The following is a 26,388-nucleotide window of genomic DNA, read 5'->3' on the forward strand; positions in this document are numbered from 1 at the left end:
CTGTGGACCTGAGATTCTGTCGGATACCTGATTCCGGCGTTCGACTGTGCTGCGTGAAGCATCGATCGTTCCTATCCTGACGTGTTCATTCCCCGGCGACGCGCGTGGAGAGCTGTGGATCAGCGACAGGTACGACGGCTGGCAGAGCAGTCCGCCAACTTCGGCTTCCTCAAGGATCATCCACTCCTGGTCTGGTACGGCGCCGGCGCCGAGCTGCTCGTCTACGTCGACGCGCAGGCGGCGATGTTCAAGATCCGCGCCTTCGGCGACGAGCTGGCGAAGGATCTGGTGCGCCGCACCGACGCCCGGCCACAAGGTGACAAGTTCTTCCACCGCGTGCAGGCCCTTCAGGCCAACGGCACGCTCGTCCCGGAGATCTACCGCGCGTTCGATCGGCTGCGTGACCAGGGCAACCGCGCCGTACACGATCATCTGGGTGAGGTGCGCGCCGCGCTGGAACTGCTGCGGACCTGCTTCGAGTTGGGCGTCTGGTTCCACCGCGCCCTGACCGGCGACCGCTCACCGATCGGCTTCGTACCGCCCACGCCGCCCCCTCAGCAGGTGCCCCAGAGCGTCGCCGACGCGCTCGCGGCCGAGCTTGAGCGCTACAAGAACGAGCTGGCGCAGACCAAGCTGTTGCTCGACGGCAAGCTGTCGCTGGTACAGGCCAAGGCCGACGCGCAGGCGGCGGCGGAACAGGCGGTACGGGCGGCGAGCGCGCGTCAGGGCGAGGCCGCCGCCCTGGTGGCGAGCCTGGAGCCGGCGGCGCACGAGGCGCAGCGGGCCGCCGAGCAGCGCAAGCCGGCGCGGGTCTCCGCCGCCCGGCGGGAGGAGTTCATCGCCCGTGCCCGCCGCGCCTCCCACGAACCGCTCAACGAGGTGCAGACCCGGGCCGAGATCGACAGGCAGTTGCGCGCCGCCGGGTGGGTGGTCCAGGACGAGAACGAGATCAACCTGTTCGCGGCAACCGGCGTCGCTGTCCGCGAGGTGACGCTCGCCACCGGGCGAGCCGACTACCTACTCTACGTGGACCAGCGACTTGTCGGAGTGATCGAGGCGAAGCGGGAGGGCACCGCCCCGCGCGGAGTGGAGGCGCAGCTCGACCGTTACCTGAGTGGGCTCACCCCGGCCCAGAAACTCAGCGCGTGGCGACGGGACGAGCCACTGCCGTTCGGGTACGTCGCCACCGGCACGGAGACCGCCTTCGTCAACCGGCTGGACCCCTTCCCGCGTACCCGGGAGGTCTTCGCCTTCCACCAGCCGGCCACGCTCGCGCGGTGGATGCGGGAGGCGGACGACGACCGGGCCGCGCCGACGCTGCGGTCCCGGCTGCGGCGAATGCCGGCGCTGGACCGGCTCGGCCTGCGGCCGGCGCAGGTCGACGCCGTCGCCGGGCTGGAGCGGTCGCTCGCCGAGGACCGGCCGCGTTCGCTGATCCAGATGGCGACCGGTGCGGGCAAGACCTTCACCGCGGTGACCGCCAGCTACCGGCTGCTCAAGCACGCCCGCGCCGCCCGGATCCTCTTTCTGGTCGACCGCAACAACCTCGGCAAGCAGACGCTGCGCGAGTACGCCGGCTACCAGGCCCCCGACGACGGGCGGAAGTTCACCGACCTCTACAACGTCGACCGGCTCTCCGGCGCCGGCATGCTCGACTCGTCCGCAGTGGTCATCTCCACCATCCAGCGCCTCTACGGCGCCCTGCGCGGCGTCGAGCTGCCCGACGTCGACCTGGACGACCGCGACTACGACAGTTACGACCTGGACGAGCCGGCCGAGGTGGCCTACAACCCGCAGCTCCCGCCGGAGACGTTCGACCTGATCGTGGTGGACGAGTGCCACCGCTCGATCTACGGCAAGTGGCGGGCGGTCATCGAATACTTCGACGCGTTCGTGGTCGGGCTGACCGCCACGCCGGTCAAGCAGACGCTCGGCTTCTTCCAGCAGAACCTGGTGTCCGAGTACACCTACGAGCAGGCCGTCGCCGACGGGGTCAACGTCGACTTCGACGTCTACCGGATCAAGACGGAGATCACCGAGCGTGGCGCGGACATCGAGGCCGGCACCGTCGTGCCGCTGCGGGACCGGCGCACCCGCGCCGAGCGCTACCAGGAGCTGGAGGACGACTTCACGTACGGCGGCAGCCAGGTGGGCCGGTCGGTGATTTCGAAGGGGCAGCTCAAACTGGTGCTGGAGACGTTCCGCGAGAAGCTCTTCGAGGAGATCTTCCCGGGACGGTCGACAGTGCCCAAGACGCTGATCTTCGCGCGGGACGACAACCACGCCGAGGAAATCGTGCAGATGGTCCGGCTCGTCTTCAACCGGGGCAACGACTTCGTCAAGAAGATCACGTACGCCTCACGGCGCGAGGGCGACAACCCGGACACGCTGATCCAGGCGTTCCGCAACAGCCCCGAGCTGCGGATCGCGGTGACCGTGGACATGATCGCCACCGGCACGGACGTACGGCCCCTGGAGTGCGTCTTCTTCCTGCGCCCGGTGCGCAGCTCCACCTACTTCGAGCAGATGAAGGGACGCGGCGCCCGGACCATCGACGCCGCCGACTTCCAGGCCGTCACGCCCGACGCTGAGGTCAAGGACCGGTTCGTCATCGTCGACGCGGTCGGTGTCACCGAGGCCGACCTGGACGAGGCGGTCCCGCTGCAACGCCACACCGAACGCCAGATCTCGCTGCGCGACCTGCTCCGCAAGGCCGGCACCCTGACCGCCGCCGCCGACGAGGTGGCCACGCTCGCCTCGCGGCTGTCCCGGCTCAACCAGCAGCTCACCGACGACGAACGCGCCGAGCTGGCCGACCTCGCCGGTCAGCCGATCAAGGACGTCGTGCGCGGCCTTACCGACGCGGTGGCCCCGGAACAGCTCAACCCCGCCACCCAGGCCGGCCCGGCCGCGGTACGGGACCTGCTGGCCGGCGCGCTGCGCCCACTCGCCGCGAACCCGCCGCTGCGGGAACGCATCCTGGAGATCCGCCGGGCGCACGACATCACCATCGACGAGGTGAACGCCGACCGGCTGATCTCGGCGCAGGGCGTGCCGGCCGAGGAGCGCGCACAGGTCACCGTGAAGAGCTGGCACGACTACCTGGAGGAGCACCGCGACGAGATCACCGCGTTGCAGGTCTTCTACGAGGGCCGGGGCCGGGTGGGCTACGAACAGCTCAAGGAACTGGCCGCGCGGATCGCCCGGCCGCCGCAGGCGTGGACGCCCGAGTCGCTGTGGAAGTCGTACGTGCTGCTCGGGCGTACCGCCGAGGCCCCCGGCAACCGGGGCATCACCGATCTTGTCAGCCTCGTGCGGTATGAGTTGGGGCTGGACCAGGAGCTGCGCCCGTACCGAAGCGTGGTCGAGGAGCGCTTCCGTGGGTGGCTGCTGCGACAGGAGCAGGCGGGCGCTACGTTCACTGCCGATCAGGCGTGGTGGCTGGAGAGGATCAAGGACGTGATAGCGGTCAGCGTGGAGATCAGCCCGGACGACCTGGAGGGCGCGCCGTTCACCGAGCGCGGCGGCATCGACGGGTACGCGGGCGCATTCGGGGAGCGCGCCGAACCGTTGCTGACGGAACTGAACCAGGAGTTGTCCGCGTGACGGTTCCATTCGTCGTTCCAGAATCATGGGTATGGGGAACCCTGGGTGACGTGGTCAGTAGAGTGGAGGCAGGCAAGTCGTTCACCTGTCTGCCTCGCCCCGCTGAGGATGGCGAATGGGGAGTCATCAAGGTCAGCGCAATGACCTGGGGTGAATTTCGCGCAACGGAGAATAAGGCTGTCCCCGAAGGTGCGGCAGTAGACTCTCGCTTCGAGATCCGGCCCGGAGATGTCCTGGTAAGCCGAGCCAATACAGAGCAGTACGTGGGTGCGCCGGTCCTTGTCGGACCCTGTCGACCAGGATTGCTCTTGAGTGACAAGAGTCTGCGCCTAGTGCCGGCGGCGGGGATTGACAGGACCTGGCTCCTGTATGCGTTATCGTCGCCGTTCGTGCGACATCAAATCTCGATGCAAGCCAGCGGGCAGCAGGATTCAATGCGAAACATTTCGCAAAAGGCTCTGTTGGCGACCCCGTTGCCCATTCCACCCAGAGATGAGCAGCGCCGTATCGTCGCGGCCCTTGAGGAGAAGTTGTCTCGGCTTGCTGAAGCTGAGCGTCGGGTTGCCTCACCCATGCGTCGCCTACCGCTTCTTCGGTCGGCGATCATCGGGCATATGATCAGATCCAGTAAGGCATCCCCGCGCACTCTCGAATCACTTCTTCTGGTCAAAATGATCAATGGTAAGTCGGTGCCGACTCGGGCTGGAGGGTTTCCCGTCCTGCGTCTGACAGCTCTGCGGGACGGCCGGATCGATCTTGATGAGAGTAAGCACGGTGCTTGGGACGCGGCGGCGGCCGCTCCTTTTGTTGTTCGCGGTGGGGACTTCTTGGTTAGTCGGGGTAATGGTTCACTTCGCCTCGTTGGTCAAGGTGGCTTAGTTCCGGCTGATCCAGATCCGGTGGCTTTTCCTGACACGCTTATTCGAGTGAGAACTGACCCATCGCAAGTTCGGGCAGAGTATCTCGCGCTTGTCTGGAATTCTCGATACGTGCGACGACAGATCGAAGCGAGTGCCAGGACCACCGCAGGAATTTTTAAGATCAACCAGGCGCTGATGGCGAAGGTGGAAATCCCCGTTCCAGAGTTGAGCGACCAGGATGACATCCTCCTGCGCTGGCAGATGGCAGACGGCGGGCTCCGACGTCTCCGTGCCGTTGTTGACTCGGCTGCCCGTCGTGCGGCAGCGCTCCGTTTGTCATTGCTTACGGAGGCGTTCGCCGGACGATTGGTGCCCCAAGGTGATGACGACGAGTCAGCGCAGGAGCTTCTTGCGCGGATTCGAGCTGAGCGGAAGATCGCTGGACCAAAGCAGCGTACGGAAGGTGAGCGCGCCCGGCGGGAGCTGGTGGCCCCGCCGACCAGGGTGACCGGTGACGACTACCAGCAGGAGGCACTGCCGCTGTGAGCACTGTGGATTCGCGCCGACTCGTGCAGAAGCTGTGGAACTACTGCGACGTGCTGCGTGACGACGGCGTCTCGACCATCGACTACGTCGAGCAGTTGACCTACCTGCTGTTCCTCAAAATGGCCGACGAACGGGCCCGCCGACCGCTGAAGCCCGAGAAGATCGTCCCTGACGAGCTGAGCTGGCAGACCCTGCTCGATGCCGAAGGCGACGCGCTGGAGGTGCAGTACCGGCACATCCTGACCGGGCTGGGCAAGGAGAGCGGCACGCTCGGCACGATCTTCCGCAAGGCGCAGAACAAGATCCAGGATCCGGCGAAGCTCAAGCGGCTGATTGTGGACCTGATCGACAAGGAGGCCTGGTCGGGCACCGGCGTCGACGTCAAGGGCGACGCCTATGAGGAACTGCTCGCCAAGGGGGCGGAGGATGCCAAGTCCGGCGCGGGCCAGTACTTCACCCCCCGTGCGTTGACCGCCGCCATGGTCGACTGCATGTTGCCCACACCGGACGACACGATCACCGACCCGGCCTGCGGCACGGGCGGGTTCCTGCTCGCCGCCTACGAGCACATCCAGCGGCACCACGGCAGCGCGCTCACGCCCGACCAGCGACGGCGGCTTGCTCAGGGCGCGATCACCGGTACCGAGCTGGTCGACGGCACGGCACGGCTCGCGGCGATGAACATGCTGCTGCACGGCATCGGCACGCCGAACGGGCCGTCGCTCATCGCCGTCCGGGATGCGCTCGGCAAGGAGCCCGCGAGCCGGGTGAGCCTGATTCTCGCCAACCCGCCGTTCGGTCGTAGCTCCTCGATTCGAGTTGTCGGTGAGGACGGCCGGTCCACCCGTGAGGAACGAGAGATCGAGCGAACTGACTTCTGGGCCACCACCGCCAACAAACAACTAAACTTCGTCCAGCACATCGCCTCCCTGCTGGAGATCGACGGTCGCGCCGCCGTCGTCCTGCCGGACAACGTGCTCTTCGAGGGCGGTGCGGGTGAGACCATCCGCCGCCGGCTGCTCAAGCAGTACGACCTGCACACCCTGCTGCGACTGCCCACCGGCATCTTCTACGCGGGCGGTGTCAAGGCCAACGTGCTCTTCTTCGAGCGCAAGCGTGCCCGTGAGGAGCCGTGGACCCAGAAGCTCTGGGTGTACGACTTCCGCACCAACCAGCACTTCACGCTCAAGCAGAACCCGCTGCGGCGCGAGCACCTCCAAGACTTCGTCGACTGCTATCTGCCCGGCGAGGACCGCGCCGAGCGGGTGGAGACCGAGCGCTTCCGCGCGTTCTCGTACGACGAGTTGATCGCCCGCGACAAGGTCGACCTCGACATCACCTGGCTCAAGGACGCCTCGCTTGAGGATGCCGACTCGCTGCTGCCACCCGAGGTGATCGCCCAGGAGATCGTCGACGATCTGCAAGCAGCTCTCGCGGAGTTCGCTGCCATCGCTGACGCGCTCGGGTCGAGGTCGAAGGATCGAGCCGTGGAGGCGTAGCGCTCCGTCCTCAGGGAAGCGGTGGCGTGCGCAACGGTGCCCAGCCGACGAAGCGGGCGAACAGCGCCTGTGGGCTCGGTGCCTCGTGCGGGTTGAGGCGATGCAGCTCCTGAGCTGCGTCGTAAAGCTGCCCGCACAGATAGACCGACAGGGCGAGGCGGTCACCCGCGTACTCGGCCAGCAGCGCCAGCCGGGCCTCCGCGCACGGCCACGGGTGAGCGCAGCGCTTGCAGATCCAGAGTGGACGCATCGGTAGATGCGGACGGGTGCCGGTGCTCACGCCGGCACCCGTGGCCGGGCGGCGATCCGAACACGGTGCCCAATGGCCGCCCCCTGCCCGGCACCGGCATTAAGCCAGCGCAGCCCGGCGAGCCGCACGAACAGCTCTCGCTTGGCGACCGCGACGCCCTTGCCGTTCAACTCGTACGCCTCGATCCACGCCCAACCGTCGTACGGGTGGCGCTCGGCGATCTCCTGAATGACGCGCACCGTGATCGGGCGGCAGAACTGCACGCTCGCCGCGCGGCCGAGGCGCAGGAGGTCGCCCGCCTTGATCGGTCGAGTGTTCGTCGGCGTGGTCGGCGGTGCGCCGGCACGCCTCGCCTTCAGCCTGTCGTCGGGCATGGGTTCTCCCCCTTGGGATATCGGCGGCATCAACCTGTGCCCCACCTTGCCGACGGCTACGGGACCAATACACAGCGTTGTCGTATGGTGTCGGGGTGTCCTGGACGTCCGTAGGGGAGGAAGGATGAATCACGCACTCCAGGTGGCGATGACCGAAGCTGGCGAAACGGCAGAGAGCCTCGCAGCTCAGACCGGTGTGGATCCGAAGACGGCGGCCCGTTGGATCTCTCCGGGACGAGTTCCGCAACCTCGCCGACGTGTGCAGGTGGCCGCGCTCCTCGGCCGGGACGTCGGGGACCTTTGGCCCGATGTCCTCAAGCGTCGCGAGCCGCCGTGGTTGCGTGAATGGGTCGACTGGGAACGGGACGCCGTGTCGATCCGCTGGTTCGAGCACACCTGGGTGCCCGGACTGTTGCAGACGGAGGCGTACGCGCGGGCCACGCTCACGGGTGAGGCGCTGACCTTGGCGGAGATCGATGAGCTGGTCGCCTCGCGGCTCGAACGACAGGCGATCCTCCGTCGGGACCGCCCGCCCCTGGTCGTCGCGGTCATCTTCGAGGGCGTGCTGCATCAGTCGGCCTACGGCGACCGTGAGCTGATGCGAGAGCAGCTTGAGCACCTACTCCGCTGCGCAGCCCTGCCCGGTGTGCAGCTACACGTCGTGCCGGGGGACATCGGCATGTATCCGGGGCTCGGTGGTGGCTTCATCCTCGCTGAACTGCCCACCGGTGAACATGTCGCGCACGTCGACAGTCAGGCGTCCGCGCAGCTCCTAAAGGAGCCTGCGGCCGTTGCTACGCTCAGCCGTAGGTGGGAGCGCATCAGGGGCGAGGCCCTCTCTCGAACCCAGTCACTAGACCTGATCGGGGAAGCGGCAGGATCATGGACATGACCGCTGCGCGATGGCGCAAGAGCACGAAGAGCGGCAACAACGGCGGCTCCTGTGTCGAGGTCGCCGACAATCTCGCGGAGGTCGTACTGGTCCGGGACACCAAAGATCGAGCCGGGGGAACCTTGGCCTTCGAGCCAGCCGCATGGCAGCGCTTCGTCAGTCTGGCCAAGGTCATCGGCGCGAGCGAGCGCCGATGACACCAGCACCGACGCTGGCTGAGGATGTCGATGCCGAACTGGCCCGGAGGGGGATGGCCGTCTCTGCACAGGGCTGCGCTCGCGCACGGAAGCAACGCGTTCAGGTGGAGCAGCAGTGGCCTCTCGGCCGCCGAGTGATGCTGCGCGAGCGTTCGCGTCAAGCAGCGCAGGAGATGTGGGCTCAGCCCTGACTGCCGGGTTGATCTGATTGCTGAAGAGGGCCCGTCACGTCCACATGCCGTTGTGGCGGCGGGCCGGAGGCTCCTCTCCGGGAACCGCCGGCCGCCTTCTCAGCGGTGCCCGTTGCCCGGCCGCCCCCACGGTCCGGTGATCGCGAACACGTACCCCGGCGACTGGATGTTGGCGAACAACGTCCTCCCGTCCGCGCTGAACGTCGGCCCGGTGAACTCGCTGTCGTTCAACTCGTTGCGCGCCAGCGGGTACGCCCTGCCCTGCTCGGTGACGCCGACCAGGTGCGACACGCCCGCGCCGTCCTCGGCCAGGATCACCCCGCCGTACGGCGACACGGTGATGTTGTCCGGCCCGTCGTAGGTGCCGTTGTCGGCCTCCGGGTCGGTGTTCACCCCGAAGATGGTCTTCAACGTCACGGTCTGCCGGCGCGGGTCGTAGAACCACACCTGCCCGTCGTGCTCGTGCGCGCTGCCGTCGTCGTGGCGGGCGTAGCTGGCCACGAAGTACGCGCCGCCGTCGCCCCACCAGGCGCCCTCCAGCTTGCGGCTGCGGGTCACCTCGGCGTCGGTGAACTGCTTGCGTACCGACACGGTCCGCGCGTCGCGGTCCGGCACCTCGACCCACTGGACCCGGTAGCGGGTGCCGGGCGTGGTGGCCTCGGACAGGTCGGCCACGTGCGCGTCGCCGCGCAGGCAGCGCATCGCGGCGAGGCTCCCGGCGGTGCCGCCGTCGGGCCGCCGGGCCAGCGCGCGCAGCGCGCCCTTGCCGGCCCGGAAGCCGGGCGGCGGCGTCCACCGGAAGTACAGGCCGTTGGGCCCGCTCGCGTCCTCGGTCAGGTAGATCGAGTGGGTGTACGGGTCGACCGCCACCGCCTCGTGGGAGTACCGGCCGAGGAACGTCAGCGGCACCGGGTCGGTGTTGGCGGACCGGTCGTGCGGGTCGACCTCGAAGACGTACCCGTGGTCCTTCAGATACCGCCCACCGGCCCGCTGCTCGGTCTCCTCGCAGGTCAGCCACGTGCCCCACGGGGTGATGCCACCGGCGCAGTTGTTGTGCGTGCCGGCCACGCTGACGTACTCGCGCAGCCGCCGCCCGTGCCGGTCCACCTCGACGGTGGTGGTGCCGCCGCGGGCGCCCGGGTCGTAGGTGAGGCCGGGCAGCGCCGGCACCGGGTACGGCTCGTCGCCGCCGATCTCGTGGTTGTTCACCAGCACCGAGCCGTGCGGGCCGCGGAAGCATCCGGTGCCGTCCGCGTCGCTCGGGGTGGGCTGCCCGGACTCCAGCAGCGTCGCGCCGGCCTGCGCGACGATGGTGTACGAGAAGCCGGGCGGCAGCGCCAGCAGGCCCGCCGGGTCCGGCACCAGGTCGCCGTAGCCGACGGCGGGGCGGCACGCGGGCCGGGCCGCGGCCGGTCCGGCGATGGCCTCCAGACTGCCGGCCACCACGATGCCGAGGCCGCCGGCCGCACCGCCGCGCAGCAGGGACCGCCGGGAGAGAGGTGAGGTGGTCACGTCGTCGCCTTCCTGTAGGCACGGTTGCCTGAGGTAAGGCAAGCCGGGCCGGGGGAACGGCGGGCGGCGCGGGCGTCCGCCGCCGGGTGAACAGTGGACGAATCCGCGGTGCGGAGCGCCATGTGCCGCGGTGGCGCGCGTCCGTTAGGGTTCCCTCGATCGCAAACGTCGGAGGGCGGACGGTGGGCAGACTCGCGGCGGCGTACCGGCAGGCGGTCGATCGGCATCGACGGGCGGTGCGGCACTGGGAGGCGGCCCGGCAGCTGCTGGGCGCCGCCGGCCCGGCGCCCGTCGGCAGCCCGGAGCTGGTCGCGCGGCTGGCCCGCCTCGGCGGTGAGCTGGCCGCCGCGGTGCCCGGCACCGCCCGCGTCGCGACCCACCCCGTGCCGGTACGCCTCGGCGCGGCGACCACAGTCGACGGCACGTTCCCGGTGCTCGTGCCGGTGGGGGCGGGCGCGCACCTGGCGGTCGACGTGGACGCCCGTGACCCGCGCGTCGGCGAGCTGTTGCGGGCGGTGGTGGTACGGCTGCTGACCGCCGCCCCGGCCGGCGCGATCCGGGTGGCCGGCATCGACCAGGCCGCCTTCGGCGCGGCGTTCCTGCCGCTGCGCCCGCTGCAGGACGCCGGGGTGCTCGCCGCGGCGGCGACCACCGAGGCGGAGACGACGGCCCTGCTCGACCTGGCCGAGCGGCACGCGCGTACCGCCCAGCGATCCGCGCCGGAGGACCGCGAACTGCTGGTGGTGGTCGCCGCGTCCGCGCCGCCGCCCCGGGAGCTGGCCCGGCTGGCGGCGCTCACCCACGCCGGACCGGCCGCCGCCGTCTGCGTGCTGCTCGCCGGCCACCCACCGGCCGGGCCGACCGCCGCGCCGCCGCTGGGCGCCACCACCCAGCTTCGCGTCACCGAGCGGTACACCCTCGTCGGAGACCCGCCCGGCCGCCCGTTCAGCACCGACGGCAGCGGGCTGGCCGCGCCGGTGGTGCTCGACGGCGACCCGTCGCACGCCACGGTGACCGCGCTGGCCCGCCGGTACGCCGAGGCGGCCGGCCAGGACGGCGTCGCGTTCGCCGACCTGCTCCCGGCGCAGCGCTGGACCGACTCGGCCGCGTCCGGGCTGCGTACCGTGCTCGGCCGGGCCGGCCGCCGGCCGCTCACGGTGGCGTTCGACGACGCCACCCCGCACTGGCTGATCGGCGGGCGCACCGGCGCCGGCAAGACGGTGCTGCTGCTCGACGTGCTCTACGGGCTGGCCGCCCGCTACTCCCCGGCGGAGCTGCGGCTGATGCTGCTCGACTTCAAGGAGGGCGTCAGCTTCACCGAGTTCGTGCCCACCGACCGGGACCCGTCGTGGCTGCCGCACGCCGACGCGGTGGGCATCGAGTCCGACCGCGAGTACGGCGTGGCGGTGCTGCGCGAGCTGCGCGCCGAACTGGGCCGCCGCGCCGACCTGCTGAAGCGGCACGGCGTCAGCCGGCTCGCCGACCTGCCGCCCAACGCCCGGCCGCCCCGGATCGTCACGGTTGTCGACGAGTTCCACGTGCTGTTCGCCGGCAACGACGCGCTGACCCGGCAGGCCGTCGACCTGATCGAGGAACTGGCCCGCAAGGGCCGCTCGTACGGCCTGCACCTGGTCCTGGCGAGCCAGAGCACCACCGGCATCGAGGCGCTCTACGGCCGGGCCGAGGCGATCTTCGGGCAGTTCCCGCTGCGGATCGCGCTGCCCGGCGGCGACGCCGTGCTGGACCCGCGCAACGACGCCGCACGCGGGCTCACCGTCGGCGTCGCGGTGGTGAACACCGGCGCGGGCGCGCCCGGCGCGGACGTGGAGGTGCGGTTCCCGGACGCGCACGCCGCCTCGGCCGACCTGGCGGCGCTGCGACACGAGCTGCACGCCGCCCGCCCGGCGGGTTCGCGCCCGCCGGCGGTCTTCCGGGGACACGAGACGCCCCGGCTCACCGACGACCCCGCCTGGACGGCGCTGACGCCCGGCGCCGATCCGCCGTACGCGCTCGTCGGCCGGGTGGTCGACGTGGCCGGCAGTCCGGCCGGGTTCGCGCTCGACGCCAGCCCGGGCCGGCACCTGGCGGTGGTCGGCACCGCCGCGATCGGCGCCGACGTGCTCCGGTCGGCCGCCCTGTCCCTGGCCCGCCAGCACGCCCCCGGCACCGCCCGGTTCCTGTTCGCGCCGCTGGCGCCGGGCACCACCGACGCCGCCGACGACCTGGCCATGACGCTCGCCGCCGCCGGGCACCCGGTCCGGCGCCTCGACGCCGCCGCGCTGCGCGCCCAGTTCGCCGAGGACGCCGCCGGGAACGCCCCGGCGTCCGGGCGCACGTACCTGGTGGTGTTCGGAGTGGACGCCGCCGCCACGACGCTGGCCGCCTCCGACCCGGCGACGTTCCGATCCGGATACGACGACCTGCGCGCCGTGCTGCGCCAGGGGCCCGCTCGCGGTGTGCACGTGCTCGGCTGGTGGCGTGGCCTGCGCCGGCTCGCCGACGACCTCGGCGGCAGCGGGCACCGCGACGACGTGACCGGACTTGTGGCGCTGAACGTGCCCGCCGCCGACCTGGGGCTGCACCTCGGCGTGCACGACCTGGCGTACGTCCCGCGCGAGGGTCGCGCCCTGCTCGTCGACCGGCACGAGCACCGCACCGCGCTGACAGTGCCGTTCGCGGGTGGGAGCGACACCCCATGAGTGGATTCGACGAGTACGCGGCGCTGCTGCGGGAGCTGTCCACCCGGCAGCGGGGTGGGGAGCGGGAGATCGCCGCCGAGGCGGAGCGCCGCCGTGGCCTCCAGGCTGCCGTCGACTCGCTCGGGCAGCGGCTCGCCGTCCAGGGGCAGCACCTGGACCGGCTCGGACAGGCGATCGGCGTGCCGATGACCTCGGTGCCGGCGGAGGCGCCGGTGCCGGCGGCGGTGGCCGCCGGGGGAGCGCCGGATCCCGCCCCCGGTCCGGGGGACGGGGTGACCGGCGGCGCAGCCGACGCGCCGGGGCGGCCGGAGGTCGGGGCGTACCCCTCGGGGGGTGTGCCCGCACCGCGGGCCGGTGACCCGGCGGCGGAGCTGGCGGCGGCGGGGCGGCTCGCCGAGGAGGCCGACGGGTACGGCCGGCAGGCCGACACGCTGGCCCGCACGCCGGTGCTGCTGCCCACCTGGTCCGCGCCGGCCCGGGCGGTGGTGGTGTACGCGGGCTGCGCGCTCGCCGGCTCGCTGCTGATGCTGATCGCGATCATCGGTTCGTCGCTGCCGGTGACCGGGCTGGACCTGGTGGCGGCGTTGTCCTGTGCGGGTGTGCCGTTGCTGTCCTTCGTGGCCGGTCAGGTCGTGCTGGCCCGCTGGGGCCGCCCGGCCCTGGAGGGCGACGCGCCGCCCGGGCGGTACGTGCCGCTGGGCTTCGTGATCTGCGCCCTGGTCTCCCCGTCCTTCTTCTGCCTCTACCTCCTCCTGTTCCGCCTCCTCCGCTGACCCCGGCCCGCCCCTTGATCGCGAGGGTGGTGGGGTGGGGTGGGGCGGTAGGGTGAGGCGGGCGGGCGGGCGGAGTGGGGGAGGGCGTGTGAGCGCTGCGGAGATCATCGCGAGGCTGGCAGCGGCGGCGCAGAAGCTGGACGAGGCCAAGGCCCGCACCGCCGCTGCCGCGCAGGACGCGGCCGAGGCGCGGGCGCTGGTGGCGGGCGCGCTGGAGGGGGCCACCGCGGGTCCGCTGATCGGCGTCATCGACTCCTACCGGCAGGCGCTGGCGCAGGCCGCGCAGGGCGGAGAGCCGGCCCGGCAGCACGTGCAGGAGACCATCGCGAAGGTCCAGGCGCTGGGCAACTGAGCCCGGCCCCGCCGCCGCGCGGCCCGGCCCGTCCGGCCCTGTCCGGGCCGGTCGCTCAGTCCGCGTCCCGTCCCGTGATCACGTCGGCGGCCCGCCAGGCCAGCGCGGTCACCGGCGCGCTGGTCCAGCCGGCCACCATCACCGGCAGCACCGACGCGTCGACCACCCGCAACCCGTCCACCCCGCGTACCCGCAGTTCGGTGTCGACCACGTGGTCGTCGCCGGGGCCCATCGCGCAGGTGCCGATCGCGTGGTAGCCGCAGTAGCCGCGCGCCACCGCCGCCTCGACGATCTCCGCGTCGGTGGTGGTCGCCGTTCCGGGCACCGTCTCGGCCCGGATCCGCTTCGCGATCGGCCCGGCGCCGAAGAACTCCCGCATCCGGCGGAACAGGCCCACCGCCACCCGCCGGTCATGCTCCGTGGCGAGGTGGTTCGCCACGATGTCCGGCGGCGTACGCGGGTCCGCGTCGGTGATCGTCAGGCTGCCCTCGCTGTCCGGCCGGGTGACCGTGCCCAGGCACATCACGCCCGGCTCCCGTTCCAGCTCCAGCGCCTTGCCGGGCCGCGGCGGGGCAGCCGAGAACGGCGCCATCAGCAGGTGCGCGTCCGGGCGGTCCAGATCCGGCCGGGACTTGAGGTGGGCGGCCACGTCCAGCACCGGCAGGGCGAGCGGGCCGCCCCGGGTGAGCAGCCAGCGCAGTGTCGCCCGGGCCTGGCCGAGCGGGCTGCCGATCGTCATGTTGTGGCCGCCGGGTTCGGCGAGGCGGTACTGGAGCACCATCGACCGGTGCTCGCGCAGCCCCGCGCCGACCCGGGGCCGGTCGAGCAGCACCGGCACCCCGGCGGCGCGCAGCGTGTCCGCCGGGCCGATGCCGGAGACCTGTAACAGGTGCGGCGTGGCGAGGGCGCCGGCGGCGAGGATCACCTCACCCGCCGCCCGGTACTCGGCCTCCCGGCCGCCGTGCGCCACCCGTACACCGGTGGCCCGGCCGCCCTCGACCAGCACCCGCAGCACGACGGCGCCGGCCTCGACGGTCAGGTTGGGCCGGCGCCGGACCGGGTGCAGGAACGCGTCCGCGGCGCTGACCCGGCGTCCGCCGTGGATGGTGGCGGTGGGGTAGCCGATCCGCTCGTCGTCGTGGGCGTCCAGGTCCTCGGCGCGGCGCCAGCCCAGCTCGGCGCCGGTGGCCACCATCTCCTCGGCGAGCGGGTCGGTGCCGGTGGCGATGGACAGCCGCACCGGGCCGCCCGTGCCCCGGTGCGGCGCGGGCCCGAGCGGGTGGTCCTCCAGCCGCTGGAACACCGGCCGCATTGTCGACCAGCCCCAGCCCAGCGGTTCGAGGGCGTCCCAGTCCCGGGCCGCGCCGCGGCTCCAGATCATGCCGTTCACCGACGTCGAGCCGCCGACCATCCGCCCGCGCTGCCAGATCTCCTGGCGGCCCGGCGCGGTGGTGGCCGGGTAGTGCCAGGCGGTGCGCTCGTCGTCCATCAGCCGGGAGAACGCCTTGGGCACCCGCACGTACGGGCTGCGATCCCAGCCGCCCGCCTCCAGCAGCAACACCCGGGTGCCCGGATCCTCGGTGAGCCGGTTGGCCAGCACGCACCCCGCCGCCCCGGCGCCCACGACGACGTAGTCGAACTCCTCCACAGCGGACCCCCACTCGCGAGAATCCTTCTGACGGTAGTTGCTCGATCACAGTCCGCGAAAGGGGCCGGTCGGGGGAGGCGCGGTGACCCGCTCAGGCCGCCTTGGCCAGCGCCTCGAACTCGTCGTCGGTCAGCTCCACCTCGGCCGCCGCCACGTTCTCCTCCAGGTGCGCCACCGACGACGTGCCCGGAATCGGCAGCATCACCGGCGACCGGCGCAGCAGCCAGGCCAGCGCGAGCTGCGCCGGAGTGGCGCCGTGCGCGGTCGAGATCGCGTCGAGCGGGCCGCCGGACCGGGCCAGGTTGCCGGTGGCGATCGGGAACCACGGGATGAACGCCAGGTCGTGGCGCTCGCAGTGCTCCAGCACGTCCTCCGCGCCGCGGTCGGCCAGGTTGTAGAGGTTCTGCACGGACACGATCGGCGCGATCGCCCGGGCCGCCTCGATCTCCTCGACACTGACCTGGGACAGCCCGATGTGCCGGATCTTGCCCTCCTGCCGCAGCAACGCCAGCTCACCGAGCTGGTCGGCCAGCGGCACCGTCGCGTCGATGCGGTGCAACTGGTAGAGCGGGATGCAGTCCAGGCCCAGGTGGCGCAGGCTCAGCTCGCACTGCTGGCGCAGGTACTCCGGGCGGCCCACCGGCCGCCAGTCGTCCGGGCCGGAGCGGGTCAGGCCGGCCTTCGTCGCGATGACCAGGTCGTCGGCGTACGGGTGCAGCGCCTCGCGGATCAGCAGCTCGCTGACGAACGGCCCGTACGAGTCGGCGGTGTCGATGAACGTGACGCCCAGCTCGTACGCGCGGCGCAGCACCCGTACCGCCTCGGCCGGATCCTTCGGGTCACCCCACACACCGGGGCCGGTGAGCTGCATCGCCCCGTAGCCGAGGCGGTCGACCGGCAGGTCGCCACCGATCCGGTAGGTGCCCGACGCCTTGGCGGGCTGGGTGCTGGTGGCCATTTCGTGGTCCTCCTGTGCTCGTGCGCGATCGCGGGCGGCGTGCGCCCGGACCCCTGGACATTCCCCGAATCGTGGCGGCGAAGCCTGGATCGGTTTGCGGCGAGCGGCCCCGGCGCACCCGGCCGCCGTGGGAGGCTGGGCGGGACGGGGCTCAGGAGGTGCGCATGGCCGCGACGCCACAGCTCGACTTCGCGCTGGACACGTACGAGTGCATCGTGCTCTACCCGGGGCCCTCCGGGCGGGCCCTGCCGGACGAGACGGTGCAGCGGTTGCAGGCCGAGCACCTTCAGCACATGCGGGCGCTGCAACGGCGCGGCATCGTGCTCGTGGACGGGTCGGTGGACGGGCCGGCCCGGGAACCCGACCCGCCGATCGGCTTCGGCCTGGCCCGGACCGGCTCGGTGGACGACGTACGCGGCGTCATGGAGGCCGACCCGGCGGTGCAGGCCGGGCTCTACCGCGTCGAGGTGCTCACCTTCCTGTGCCCGGCCGGCTCGCTGGAGTTCCCGCTGGTCAAGACGGAGAGCTGAGGCCCGTCCCGGCATCCCCGCCCGCGGCGCCGCTCGCTGGCGCGTACCCCTGCCCGCCCCCGGCCCACCGGCCGGCGCGGCGGGCGTCACCCTGCCCCCGGCCGGCTCGTGACGGGGAGCGGTACGATTTCTCACCGCGCGGTCGCTGATGCCCGCCACACGACGTTCCGGTGGGTACGCCCACCGCCCGCCCACGCGGTTGACGCGCGTCGTTGGACAGATGTTCCACAGTCCGCAAGGGGTCGGCCGGGAGGCCGACCCGGAGGAGAGACTAGCCTGATGGGCGTGACACGCCGCGCGAAGATCGTCTGTACTCTCGGCCCCGCCACCGCGTCCCCGGAGCGTATCCGCGGACTCGTCGAGGCGGGCATGAACGTGGCGAGGCTCAATTTCAGCCACGGCAGTCACGCCGACCACGAGTCGGTCTGCCGGCTGGTCCGCGAGGCCGCCGAGGCGGCCGGCCGGCCGGTCGCCGTGCTCGCCGACCTCCAGGGGCCCAAGATCCGTCTCGGCCGGTTCGTCGACGGCCCGCACGAGTGGCGCACCGGCGACTCGGTGGTGATCACCGGGGACGAGGTGGAGGGCACCAAGGAGCGGGTCTCCTGCACCTACCGCAAGCTGCCCCAGGAGGTGAAGCCGGGTGACCGGCTGCTGATCGACGACGGCCGGGTCGCGGTCGAGGTCAGCGACGTCACCGGTAACGACATCCGGTGCCTGGTCACCGAGGGCGGCCCGGTCTCCAACAACAAGGGCGTCTCGCTGCCGAACGTCGCGGTGAGCGTCCCGGCCCTGTCCGACAAGGACGCCGCGGACCTGCGCTTCGCCCTCGGCCTCGGCGTCGACCTGGTCGCGCTCTCCTTCGTCCGCTCGCCCGACGACATCAAGCTCGTCCACTCGATCATGGACGAGGAGGGCGTGCGCCGCCCGGTCCTGGCCAAGGTCGAGAAGCCGGAGGCGGTCGACCACCTGGAGGCGATCGTGCTCGCCTTCGACGGGGTCATGGTCGCCCGCGGCGACCTCGGCGTCGAACTGCCGCTGGACCAGGTGCCGCTGGTGCAGAAGCGCGCCGTGCAGCTGTGCCGGGAGAACGCCAAGCCGGTCATCGTGGCCACCCAGATGCTCGACTCGATGATCGAGAACTCGCGCCCGACCCGCGCCGAGGCGTCCGACGTGGCGAACGCGGTGCTCGACGGCGCGGACGCGGTGATGCTCTCCGGCGAGACGAGCGTCGGCAAGTACCCGGTGCTCACCGTCAGCACCATGGCCAAGATCGTCACCACCACCGAGGCCGGGTCCATCGCCGTCCCCCGGTTGCAGCACGATCCGCGTACGCACGGCGGCGCGCTCACCGTCGCCGCCTCGTCGATCGCCCGGGCCATCGGCGCCAAGGCCATGGTCGCGTTCTCGCAGACCGGTGACACCGTCAAGCGGCTGGCCCGGCTGCACTGCGACCTGCCGCTGCTGGCGTTCACGCCGGTGGCGGAGGTGCGCAACCAGCTCGCGCTGTCCTGGGGCGTGGAGACGTTCCTGATGCCGTTCGTCCAGCACACCGACGACATGTTCCGCCAGGTCGACCAGGCGCTGCTCGGCCTCAACCGGGCCAACCCGGGCGACTACGTGGTGATCGTGGCGGGCAGCCCGCCCGGCACCCCCGGCTCCACCAACACCCTGCGCGTGCACCAGTTGGGTTCGCTGGTCGACGCGGCCTCGGCCCGAGCTCTCCAATGAGCGCGGTGGCGACCGGGCAGGCGGCGGTCGACCAACTGCTGGAGGTGCTCGACCTCGCCCGTACCGGGGAGATGACCTTCCGGGGGATGAGCCCGCAGGTCGGCCCGCAGCGGGTCTACGGCGGCCAGGTCGCCGGCCAGGCCCTGGTGGCGGCCGGCCGCACCGTCGACGCGGAGCGGGCCGTGCACTCCCTGCACGGCTACTTCGTGCGCCCCGGCGACCCGGCCGAGCCGATCGAGTACCAGGTGGAGAACGTCCGCGACGGCCGGTCCTTCTCGGTGCGCCGCTCGGTGGCGCTGCAGCACGACAAGCCGATCTTCTTCATGTCGGCGTCGTTCCAGCGGCAGGACGAAGGGCTGGACCACCACGCCCCGCTGCCGCCGGACGTGCCCGGCCCGGACGACGTGCCGACCATGGCCGACCGGCTCGCCCGCTACCCGGAGCGGCTCGGCATCTGGGGGATGATCCCGCGCCCGATCGACGTGCGCTACGTCGGCGAGCCCGGCTGGGTACGCCCCGGCGACCGCCCGGCCGAGCCGCACCAGCGGGTGTGGATGCGCCTGGACGGCAAGCTGCCGGACGATCCGCTGCTGCACGCGTGCGCCCTCACGTACGCCTCCGACCTGACGCTGCTGGACTCGGTGCTGTCGGTGCACGGCGAGGTGTGGGGTCCGGGCGGCGTGGTCGGCGCGAGCCTCGACCACGCGCTGTGGTTCCACAGGTCGTTCCGCGCCGACGAGTGGTTCCTGTACGACTGCTGGAGTCCGTCCGCTTCCGGCGCGCGAGGTCTGGCCACGGGCCGGATGTTCACCGTCGAGGGGCGGCACATCGCCAGCGCCGTGCAGGAGGGTCTGCTGCGCCGGGTCGGGGGCTGACCCGAGCGTGGGAAGCCTCCCGGCCGGGAGGCCGGCGTTCGGCCGTCCACAGTGTTCTCATGCGGCCGGGGTCACCGGCGACGCTCCGGGACCGCGACGATAGTGTGCTGTCATGAGTTTCGATCTCATTCTGCTGCCCGAACCCGCCGGCCAGACCTGGGAGGAGGCGCTGGAGAACGAGCGGCAGGGCACCGATGAACCTCTCGATCTCCGCGCGTGGGACGAGATCGTCGCTGGTGTGCGGGATATTGCCGGCGAGGTGGTCGTGCGCGACGACGGCCGGTGCCGCACGCTCATACACGAGCCCAGCGGCCTCACCGTCCGCTACGAGCCGGGCGAGGCTGCCGTCAACGTGCCGTACTGGTACACCGGCGCGCAGGCCGAGTCGGTAGTCCGGGCCGTGTACCGCATCGGCTGGGTCGTGGCGAAGGCGACGGGCCTTGCCGGTTACGACCCTCAGCTCGAGCTGCCACTGGCCGACGCCGAGTCCCGCATCGAGGCCGCCGTCGCCGTCTTCGACCGGGCCGCGCTCGACCTGTCGCAGCTCCAGGCCGCGCTCGACCTGTCGCAGCTCCTGGACGTCGAGTACATGCATGTCTACTTCACCGGGCAGGCCACCCTCGCCGATGCCGCGCGCCAGCTGGACACGATGCCGGTGGCCGAGGAGGACGGCCGGTTGACCGTGCAGTGGGCCGACGGCCCCGAGATGCGGGTGACCTTCAATGCGAAGCCAGAGGTCGCCGCCGAGGCGGCCGAGCTCGCCGACGAGTATGCGCTGCCCGTGATGAGGACCTTCGACCGCCGGTTCGAGGTGACGTTCGACGACCTCGACGAGGTGCTCGATGACATCAACACCTTGATCGAGGTGCAGGGGCATCTCCAGGATCTCACCGGCGGATACGTGGTCCGTTCCTGGAACCGTCAGGTGTCGGCGCCCTACAGCAACGACTGAACCGGCTGGCGGAGTCCGATCAAGCCGCGCTGCTGCCCGCCGACGCGATGGCCTTCTCCACGCCCGCGCCACGACGCCGAAGTCGAGAGCTGTGGGAGTACTAGGCTGGGCGTATGCGTCTCTCCGCCCGGGTCGACTATGCCCTCCGCGCTGCTGCCGAGCTGGCCTCGGTCGCGGACGGGGGGACCACCGGGCGGCAGCGGCCGGTGACCGCCGAACAGATCGCCCGCGCGCAGGACATCCCGCCGAAGTTCCTGGAGAGCATCCTGCTGCAACTGCGCCGGGGCGGCATCGTGCACGCCCAGCGTGGCCCCGAGGGCGGCTACTGGCTGGCCCGGCCCGCCGGGGAGATCTCCCTGGCCGAGGTGATCCGCGTCATCGACGGCCCGCTCGCGCACGTGCGCGGGCAGCGCCCGGAACAGCTCGGCTACCAGGGCGCGGCCCGCGCGTTGCAAGACGTCTGGATCGCGCTGCGGGCCAGTGAGCGGGAGATCCTCGAGCTGGTCACCGTCGCCGACGTGGCCGCCGGCGCGCTGCCCGGCCGGGTCAACGAACTGGCCGCCGACCCGCGCGCCTGGAGCTGACGGGCGCCTCCGCACGCCCGGCACACCGTCCGGCGTCTCCTACCAACCGGATGGGGGACTTGACCCGGGGCGCCCTCGTGCCGCATTGTCGACCAAGTTGATAGGAGATACCGAAAAGTCAGGGGGCGCTCGTGCGCAAGCTGCTGGTCCTCGCCCTCGTCGGGCTCGCCGCGCAACTCGTCGACGGCGCGCTCGGCATGGCGTACGGGCTGACCTCCTCGACCCTGCTCCTGTTCGCCGGTGTCGCGCCGGCCGCCGCGTCCGCCTCGGTGCACCTGGCCGAGATCGGCACCACGCTCGCGGCGGGCGTCTCGCACTGGCGGTTCGGCAACGTCGACTGGCGGGTGGTCGGCCGCATCGCGCTCCCCGGCGCGATCGGCGCGTTCGCCGGGGCGACGTTCCTCAGCTCCATCTCCACCGAGGCCGCGGCGCCGTGGATGGCGGCCATCCTGTTCACGCTCGGCGCCTACCTGCTGGTGCGGTTCTCCCGGCCGCTGCGCGCCCACCGGGCCGGCGGCCGGCTGCGCAGCCGGTTCCTCGCCCCGCTCGGCCTCGTCGCCGGCTTCGTCGACGCCACCGGCGGCGGTGGCTGGGGCCCGGTCGCCACCCCGGCGCTGCTGGTCTCCGGCCGGATGGAACCCCGCAAGGTCATCGGCTCGGTGGACACCTCCGAGTTCGTGGTGGCCGGCGCGGCCAGCATCGGCTTCCTGATCGGCCTCGGCTCTGAGGGCTTCCTGCTGCCCACAGTGGCCGCGCTCCTGGTCGGCGGCCTGATCGCCGCCCCGATCGCGGCCTGGCTGGTGCGCATCGTCCCTGCCCAGCTGCTCGGCGCGGTGATCGGCGGCGTGATCGTGCTGACCAACGCCCGGACGCTGCTGAGCGCCGGCGGCGTGGGCGGTTCGCTGCCGGCCGTGGTGTACGTGCTGCTCGGCGCCGCCTGGCTGGTCGCCGTCGGGCTGGCGGTACGCGCGCTGCGCCGTACCCGCCGCGCCCGCGCCATGGTCGACGCCGCGCTCGCCTCGGCCGCGCCCGCCGGGCCGGGGGAGCCCGCCGAGCCAGCGCCCGCGCAGGCGGGGGAGTCCGCCGAGGCCGCGGAGTCCGCCGAGGCCGCGGAGTCGCGGAAGCTCGCCGCCGCGGTCGAGGGCTGACCCTCCCGCGGTTCCCGGACGCCCGGCGCTTGTGAGGTGTCCGGGGGTGACCTAGGCTGACGGGGCGCGGAGCCTAATCACCGACGTCGATGTGTTGGCGTCGGCCGTCGCGTCAGGGCACGTTTCCGCCGGTCCGGGCAGGCCGGCGCCCGCCCCGTGCCTGACCTCCGCGAAAGGCATTCCCCGTGCACCTCACCACCCCGCGCCGCCGGCTCGCGCTGCTCGCCGCAGCCTCGGCGGTCACCCTGTCGGCCGGCGCGCTCACGACGATGACGGCCGCCGCGGCGGCCGTCGCCTGCCGGGTCGACTACCGGATCACCAACCAGTGGAGCGGCGGCTTCGGCGCCGACGTGACAGTCACCAACCTCGGCGACCCGGTCAACGGCTGGACCATCGGCTGGAGCTTCGCCGCCGGCCAGCAGGTCGTCCAGGCGTGGAACGCGACGGTCAGCCAGTCCGGCACGCAGGTGAGTGCCCGCGACGCCGGCTACAACGCGGCCCTCGGCACCGGCGGCACCGCCAACTTCGGCTTCAACGGCTCGTGGGACAACGCGTCGAACCCGGTCCCGGCCGCGTTCACGCTCAACGGCACCGCCTGCACCGGCGCGCCGTCCACCACGCCACCGCCGACCACCCCACCACCCACCACGCCACCGGCGACCACCCCACCACCCACCACGCCACCGGCGACCACCCCGCCACCCACCACGCCGCCGCCGACCACCCCGCCGGCCGGGGCCAAGCAGATGGAGAAGCTCGACCGGGGCCTGGTCAGCGTCCGCTCCGGCAACGGGAACCTGGTCTCCTGGCGGCTGCTCGGCACCGAGACCTCGGGTGTGGCGTTCAACCTCTACCGGGGCGGCACCAAGGTCAACGACAGTCCGATCACCGGCGCCACCACGTACCTGGACAGCGGCGCGGCGGCCGGCACGGCGTACACCGTGCGGGCCGTGGTGAACGGCGCCGAGCAGGCGGCGTCGGCCCCGGCGCTGCAGTTCGCCAACGGCTGGCTGGACGTGCCGATCCAGCCGCCGCCCGGCGGCACCACCCCGTCCGGGGAGGGATACAGCTACTCCGCGAACGACGCGAGCGTCGGTGACCTCGACGGCGACGGCCGCTACGAGTTCGTGCTGAAGTGGGACCCGTCGAACGCCAAGGACAACTCGCAGTCCGGCTACACCGGCAACGTCTACGTCGACGCGTACACGCTCACCGGCGCCCGGCTGTGGCGCATCGACCTCGGTCGCAACATCCGCGCCGGCGCCCACTACACGCAGTTCCAGGTGTACGACTACGACGGCGACGGGGACGCCGAGGTGGCCATGAAGACTGCCGACGGCACCCGCTCCGGCACCGGCCAGGTGATCGGGAACGGCTCGGCCGACTACCGCAACTCCAGCGGTTACGTGCTCGCCGGCCCGGAGTACCTGACCATGTTCGACGGTCGCACCGGCGCGGCCCTGTCCACTGTCGACTACGACCCGCCGCGCGGCACCGTCTCGTCCTGGGGCGACTCGTACGGCAACCGGGTCGACCGGTTCCTCGCCGGCACCGCGTACCTGGACGGGCAGCGTCCCTCGCTGATCATGGCGCGCGGCTACTACACCCGCGCCGTCGTCGCGGCCTGGGACTTCCGCGACGGCACGCTGCGCAAGCGCTGGACGTTCGACTCGAACGCCTCCGGCAACGGCGCCGCCGCCGGCCAGGGCAACCACCAGCTCTCGGTGGCCGACGTGGACAACGACGGCCGCCAGGAGATCGTGTACGGGGCCGCCACGATCGACGACAACGGCCGGCTGCTGTACTCCACCGGCAACGGCCACGGCGACGCCCTGCACGTCGGCGACCTCGACCCCTCCCGTTCCGGCCTGGAGGTGTTCAAGGTCGACGAGGACGGCAGCAAGCCCAGCTCCTGGATGGCCGACGCGCGCACCGGGCAGATCATCTGGCAGACCGCACCCAACGGTGACAACGGCCGCGGCGTCTCCGGCGACGTCTGGGCGGGCAGCCCGGGTGCGGAGTCCTGGTCGTCGGCGGCCGACGGGCTGCTCAACACCAGGGGGCAGAACGTGGGGCGCAAGCCGTCGTCGGCGAACTTCCTGATCTGGTGGGACGGTGACCCGGTACGGGAGCTGCTCGACGCCACGAAGATCGACAAGTACGGCACCGGCGGGGAGACGCGGCTGCTCACCGGCAGCGGCGTCGCCTCGAACAACGGCACCAAGTCCACCCCGGCGCTGTCGGCGGACCTGTTCGGTGACTGGCGCGAGGAGGTGGTCTGGCGCACCTCCGACAGCACCGCGCTGCGGATCTACAGCACGCCGGTCAGCACCGGCCTGCGCCTGCCGACGCTGATGCACGACCCGCAGTACCGGGTGGCGGTGGCCTGGCAGAACACCGCCTACAACCAGCCGCCGCACCCGGGCTTCTTCCTGGGCGACGGCATGAGCACACCGCCCGCGCCGAACATCTACCTGCGCTGAAACGGCAGGCACCGGGTCGCCGGCCGCGGAATCCGCTCCGCCGGCGACCCGGTGCACCACACCGCAGCATTCCCGACCCGTCCCGACCGGGAATGCCGTACCACCACCGGGGACAAAGTTATGCGTCCCACGCGACGGGGCGGTGACGTGGCTATGAAGAGCATGTTTCAGGCGTCCCGGCGCAGCCCGCCGGCCACCTTCTCGGCGATCAGCTCGAACGAGCGGACCCGGTCGGCCACGTCGTAGACCATCGTGGTGAGCATCAGCTCGTCCGCGCCGGTGCGCTCCAGCAACTGACCGAGCTGCCGGGCCACCGTCTCCGGCGAGCCGGTCGCCTGGCCGTCGCGGCGCTGGGCGACGAACTCCCGCTCGAACTCCGAGTACGGGTACGCCGCCGCCTCCTCCGGTGTGACGAGCGGCTCCGGCCGGCCCGACCGCAGCTTCAGGAACGACAGCCCGGCCGGGCCGGCCAGCCACTCGGCCCGCTCGTCGGTCTCCGCGCAGACCGCGTTGACCGCCACCATCGCGTACGGCCGGTCCAGCCACTGCGAGGGCCGGAAGTTCTGCCGGTAGAGCTGCAGCGCGGGGATCGTGTTCTGCGAGCTGAAGTGGTGCGCGAACGAGAACGGCAACCCGAGCAGGCCGGCGAGCTGCGCGCTGAACCCGCTGGACCCGAGCAGCCACACCTGCGGCGACTGGCCCCGGCCCGGCGTCGCGGTGATCGGGCCCGGCTCGGCGCCGGAGAAGTAGTTCATCAGGTCGGCCAGCTCACGCGGGAAGTGCTCGGCGGACAGGCCCTCCATGGTGCGGCGCAGCGCCAGCGCGGTCCCCTGGTCGGTGCCCGGGGCGCGGCCGATGCCCAGGTCGATCCGGCCCGGGTGCAGCGCGTCGAGGGTGCCGAACTGCTCGGCCACCACCAGCGGCGCGTGGTTGGGCAGCATCACCCCGCCCGAGCCGAGCCGGATCGTGCTGGTGTTGGCCGCCAGGTGCGCCAGCAGCACGGCCGGGGCGGAGCTGGCGATGGCGGGCATGTTGTGGTGCTCGGCCACCCAGAACCGGCGGTAGCCCAGCTCCTCGGTGCGGCGGGCCAGCTCCGTGGTGTATCGCAGCGCCTCACCGGCGTTGCCGGTAGCCGCCACCGGGGCAAGATCAAGAACAGACATGGGTACGTCGATCACAGGGTGGTGCAACAGGCCGCGTGCCGGAATTGTTCCGCCGGGTGCGCTACCCCATACCCCGGGCCTGCTCGAAGATCAGGCTGGTCTGCGTGTGCTGCACCGCCGGATCGACCGCCAGATGGTCGAGGACGAAGTCCCGCAGCGCGTCTCCGGAGGCGGCCCGCACGTGCAGCACGTAGTCGTCCGCGCCGGCCACGTGGAACACCGACACCACCCCGGGCAGCCGTACCGACCGGGCCCGGAACGCGTCCACGGCGGCCCGCTCGTGCGCGGTCAGCCGCACCGAGACCAGCGCCTGCAACGGCAGGCCCACCGCCGCCGGGTCCACCTCCGCGTGGAACCCGCGGATCGCTCCGCGCTCGCGCAGCGCCCGGGTGCGTGTCAGGCACGTCGACGGCGCCACCCCGACCCGCTCGGCCAGCGCGTTGTTCGGCAGCCGGCCGTCGGCCGCCAGTTCGGTGAGGATCGCGCGGTCGGTGTCGTCCAGGTCGGCGAACGGCCGTACATCATTCGGTGCGGCAGGCATGTGACCATCCTTCACCGAATCCCCGCC

General features: G+C 71.9%; 22 protein-coding genes. 15 read left to right on the top strand and 7 right to left on the bottom strand.

Going from position 1 to position 26,388, the window contains the following annotated elements; translation table 11 throughout:
- Positions 1-114 precede the first annotated feature (114 nt).
- Genes ACFYO8_RS15365 through ACFYO8_RS15375 form a run of 3 tightly spaced genes read left to right on the top strand, consistent with a single transcriptional unit; the run spans position 115 to position 6,511 of the window.
- Complete coding sequence (locus ACFYO8_RS15365) at positions 115-3,606, top strand: DEAD/DEAH box helicase family protein (protein WP_355015112.1); 3,492 nt, start codon at positions 115-117, stop codon at positions 3,604-3,606.
- Positions 3,603-5,012, top strand: coding sequence for a hypothetical protein (locus tag ACFYO8_RS15370; RefSeq protein WP_355015111.1), 1,410 nt, complete (start codon positions 3,603-3,605; stop codon positions 5,010-5,012). The genes ACFYO8_RS15365 and ACFYO8_RS15370 overlap by 4 nt, the downstream gene beginning before the upstream one ends.
- On the top strand, positions 5,009-6,511 hold the full coding sequence (locus tag ACFYO8_RS15375; protein WP_355015110.1) for a class I SAM-dependent DNA methyltransferase: 1,503 nt from the start codon (positions 5,009-5,011) through the stop codon (positions 6,509-6,511). The genes ACFYO8_RS15370 and ACFYO8_RS15375 overlap by 4 nt, the downstream gene beginning before the upstream one ends.
- A gap of 10 nt (positions 6,512-6,521) precedes the next feature.
- Here the strand turns inward: ACFYO8_RS15375 and ACFYO8_RS15380 are convergent, their stop codons facing one another.
- Both ACFYO8_RS15380 and ACFYO8_RS15385 read right to left on the bottom strand, forming a co-directional pair.
- On the bottom strand, positions 6,522-6,761 hold the full coding sequence (locus tag ACFYO8_RS15380) for a hypothetical protein (protein WP_355015116.1): 240 nt from the start codon (positions 6,759-6,761) through the stop codon (positions 6,522-6,524).
- 26 nt (positions 6,762-6,787) lie between these two features.
- A complete protein-coding gene (locus tag ACFYO8_RS15385; protein WP_355015109.1) occupies positions 6,788-7,135 on the bottom strand; it encodes a hypothetical protein in 348 nt (115 codons plus the stop codon).
- Between the two features lie 124 nt (positions 7,136-7,259).
- Between ACFYO8_RS15385 and ACFYO8_RS15390 the strand changes: the two genes are divergently transcribed.
- Positions 7,260-8,027 carry a DUF5753 domain-containing protein gene (locus tag ACFYO8_RS15390; RefSeq protein ID WP_355015108.1) on the top strand — a complete coding sequence of 256 codons (768 nt, stop codon included), beginning with the start codon at positions 7,260-7,262 and terminating at the stop codon, positions 8,025-8,027.
- Positions 8,024-8,224 carry a DUF397 domain-containing protein gene (locus ACFYO8_RS15395; protein WP_355015107.1) on the top strand — a complete coding sequence of 67 codons (201 nt, stop codon included), beginning with the start codon at positions 8,024-8,026 and terminating at the stop codon, positions 8,222-8,224. The genes ACFYO8_RS15390 and ACFYO8_RS15395 overlap by 4 nt, the downstream gene beginning before the upstream one ends.
- Positions 8,225-8,514: 290 nt before the next feature.
- Here the strand turns inward: ACFYO8_RS15395 and ACFYO8_RS15400 are convergent, their stop codons facing one another.
- A complete protein-coding gene (locus ACFYO8_RS15400) occupies positions 8,515-9,927 on the bottom strand; it encodes an alkaline phosphatase PhoX (protein WP_354872815.1) in 1,413 nt (470 codons plus the stop codon).
- Positions 9,928-10,109: 182 nt separating this feature from the next.
- Here ACFYO8_RS15400 and ACFYO8_RS15405 point away from each other — a divergent pair, with 182 nt between their 5' ends.
- The 3 genes from ACFYO8_RS15405 (at position 10,110) to ACFYO8_RS15415 (ending at position 13,751) form a co-directional block, all read left to right on the top strand.
- Complete coding sequence (locus ACFYO8_RS15405) at positions 10,110-12,626, top strand: FtsK/SpoIIIE domain-containing protein (protein ID WP_387257276.1); 2,517 nt, start codon at positions 10,110-10,112, stop codon at positions 12,624-12,626.
- Positions 12,623-13,399: a hypothetical protein gene (locus ACFYO8_RS15410; protein WP_357707392.1), complete on the top strand. Its 777-nt coding sequence runs from the start codon at positions 12,623-12,625 to the stop codon at positions 13,397-13,399. Before ACFYO8_RS15405 ends, ACFYO8_RS15410 begins: the two co-directional genes overlap by 4 nt.
- An 88-nt stretch (positions 13,400-13,487) precedes the next feature.
- Positions 13,488-13,751, top strand: a complete 264-nt coding sequence (locus ACFYO8_RS15415) for a DUF6244 family protein (RefSeq protein WP_013287536.1) — start codon at positions 13,488-13,490, stop codon at positions 13,749-13,751.
- Positions 13,752-13,806: 55 nt separating this feature from the next.
- On the opposite strand, the gene ACFYO8_RS15420 is transcribed toward ACFYO8_RS15415, so the two are convergent.
- Positions 13,807-15,399 carry a GMC family oxidoreductase N-terminal domain-containing protein gene (locus ACFYO8_RS15420; RefSeq protein WP_354872808.1) on the bottom strand — a complete coding sequence of 531 codons (1,593 nt, stop codon included), beginning with the start codon at positions 15,397-15,399 and terminating at the stop codon, positions 13,807-13,809.
- 91 nt (positions 15,400-15,490) lie between these two features.
- On the bottom strand, positions 15,491-16,357 hold the full coding sequence (locus ACFYO8_RS15425) for an aldo/keto reductase (protein WP_354872805.1): 867 nt from the start codon (positions 16,355-16,357) through the stop codon (positions 15,491-15,493).
- 164 nt (positions 16,358-16,521) lie between these two features.
- On the opposite strand from ACFYO8_RS15425, the gene ACFYO8_RS15430 reads away from it, so the two are divergent.
- From ACFYO8_RS15430 to ACFYO8_RS15460, 7 genes are all read left to right on the top strand, one after another.
- The gene (locus ACFYO8_RS15430) at positions 16,522-16,887 is read left to right on the top strand and encodes a YciI family protein (protein WP_354872802.1); all 366 of its coding nucleotides are present in this window, start codon (positions 16,522-16,524) and stop codon (positions 16,885-16,887) included.
- A 279-nt stretch (positions 16,888-17,166) separates the two neighbouring features.
- Complete coding sequence (gene pyk, locus ACFYO8_RS15435) at positions 17,167-18,615, top strand: pyruvate kinase (protein ID WP_354872800.1); 1,449 nt, start codon at positions 17,167-17,169, stop codon at positions 18,613-18,615.
- Complete coding sequence (locus ACFYO8_RS15440; protein ID WP_354872798.1) at positions 18,612-19,490, top strand: acyl-CoA thioesterase II; 879 nt, start codon at positions 18,612-18,614, stop codon at positions 19,488-19,490. Before pyk ends, ACFYO8_RS15440 begins: the two co-directional genes overlap by 4 nt.
- Before the next feature lie 112 nt (positions 19,491-19,602).
- Positions 19,603-20,442 (top strand): hypothetical protein, encoded by an 840-nt coding sequence (locus ACFYO8_RS15445; RefSeq protein ID WP_354872796.1) that lies wholly within the window; start codon positions 19,603-19,605, stop codon positions 20,440-20,442.
- A 113-nt stretch (positions 20,443-20,555) separates the two neighbouring features.
- A complete protein-coding gene (locus ACFYO8_RS15450; protein WP_354872794.1) occupies positions 20,556-21,026 on the top strand; it encodes an Rrf2 family transcriptional regulator in 471 nt (156 codons plus the stop codon).
- 131 nt (positions 21,027-21,157) lie between these two features.
- On the top strand, positions 21,158-22,174 hold the full coding sequence (locus ACFYO8_RS15455) for a sulfite exporter TauE/SafE family protein (RefSeq protein ID WP_387257278.1): 1,017 nt from the start codon (positions 21,158-21,160) through the stop codon (positions 22,172-22,174).
- A 185-nt stretch (positions 22,175-22,359) separates the two neighbouring features.
- Positions 22,360-24,657 (top strand): cellulose binding domain-containing protein, encoded by a 2,298-nt coding sequence (locus ACFYO8_RS15460; protein WP_354872788.1) that lies wholly within the window; start codon positions 22,360-22,362, stop codon positions 24,655-24,657.
- A 167-nt stretch (positions 24,658-24,824) separates the two neighbouring features.
- Here ACFYO8_RS15460 and ACFYO8_RS15465 read toward each other — a convergent pair whose 3' ends face one another.
- Positions 24,825-25,820, bottom strand: coding sequence for an LLM class flavin-dependent oxidoreductase (locus tag ACFYO8_RS15465; RefSeq protein WP_354872786.1), 996 nt, complete (start codon positions 25,818-25,820; stop codon positions 24,825-24,827).
- Positions 25,821-25,881: 61 nt separating this feature from the next.
- A complete protein-coding gene (locus ACFYO8_RS15470; RefSeq protein WP_354872783.1) occupies positions 25,882-26,361 on the bottom strand; it encodes an Lrp/AsnC family transcriptional regulator in 480 nt (159 codons plus the stop codon).
- Between the last annotated feature and the right edge of the window lie 27 nt (positions 26,362-26,388).

The sequence above is a fragment of the Micromonospora sp. NPDC005257 genome, assembly GCF_042872445.1.
Lineage (GTDB): Bacteria > Actinomycetota > Actinomycetes > Mycobacteriales > Micromonosporaceae > Micromonospora.

Bases quoted from the DNA above. Each gene is read 5' to 3' on its own strand.
- ACFYO8_RS15445 (WP_354872796.1), top strand. From the start codon at position 19,603: ATGAGTTTCGATCTCATTCTGCTGCCCGAACCCGCCGGCCAGACCTGG.
- ACFYO8_RS15465 (WP_354872786.1), bottom strand. From the start codon at position 25,820: ATGTCTGTTCTTGATCTTGCCCCGGTGGCGGCTACCGGCAACGCCGGT.
- ACFYO8_RS15450 (WP_354872794.1), top strand. From the start codon at position 20,556: ATGCGTCTCTCCGCCCGGGTCGACTATGCCCTCCGCGCTGCTGCCGAG.
- ACFYO8_RS15380 (WP_355015116.1), bottom strand. From the start codon at position 6,761: ATGCGTCCACTCTGGATCTGCAAGCGCTGCGCTCACCCGTGGCCGTGC.
- ACFYO8_RS15470 (WP_354872783.1), bottom strand. From the start codon at position 26,361: ATGCCTGCCGCACCGAATGATGTACGGCCGTTCGCCGACCTGGACGAC.
- ACFYO8_RS15440 (WP_354872798.1), top strand. From the start codon at position 18,612: ATGAGCGCGGTGGCGACCGGGCAGGCGGCGGTCGACCAACTGCTGGAG.
- ACFYO8_RS15425 (WP_354872805.1), bottom strand. From the start codon at position 16,357: ATGGCCACCAGCACCCAGCCCGCCAAGGCGTCGGGCACCTACCGGATC.
- ACFYO8_RS15390 (WP_355015108.1), top strand. From the start codon at position 7,260: ATGAATCACGCACTCCAGGTGGCGATGACCGAAGCTGGCGAAACGGCA.
- pyk (WP_354872800.1), top strand. From the start codon at position 17,167: ATGGGCGTGACACGCCGCGCGAAGATCGTCTGTACTCTCGGCCCCGCC.
- ACFYO8_RS15410 (WP_357707392.1), top strand. From the start codon at position 12,623: ATGAGTGGATTCGACGAGTACGCGGCGCTGCTGCGGGAGCTGTCCACC.
- ACFYO8_RS15430 (WP_354872802.1), top strand. From the start codon at position 16,522: ATGGCCGCGACGCCACAGCTCGACTTCGCGCTGGACACGTACGAGTGC.
- ACFYO8_RS15395 (WP_355015107.1), top strand. From the start codon at position 8,024: ATGACCGCTGCGCGATGGCGCAAGAGCACGAAGAGCGGCAACAACGGC.
- ACFYO8_RS15385 (WP_355015109.1), bottom strand. From the start codon at position 7,135: ATGCCCGACGACAGGCTGAAGGCGAGGCGTGCCGGCGCACCGCCGACC.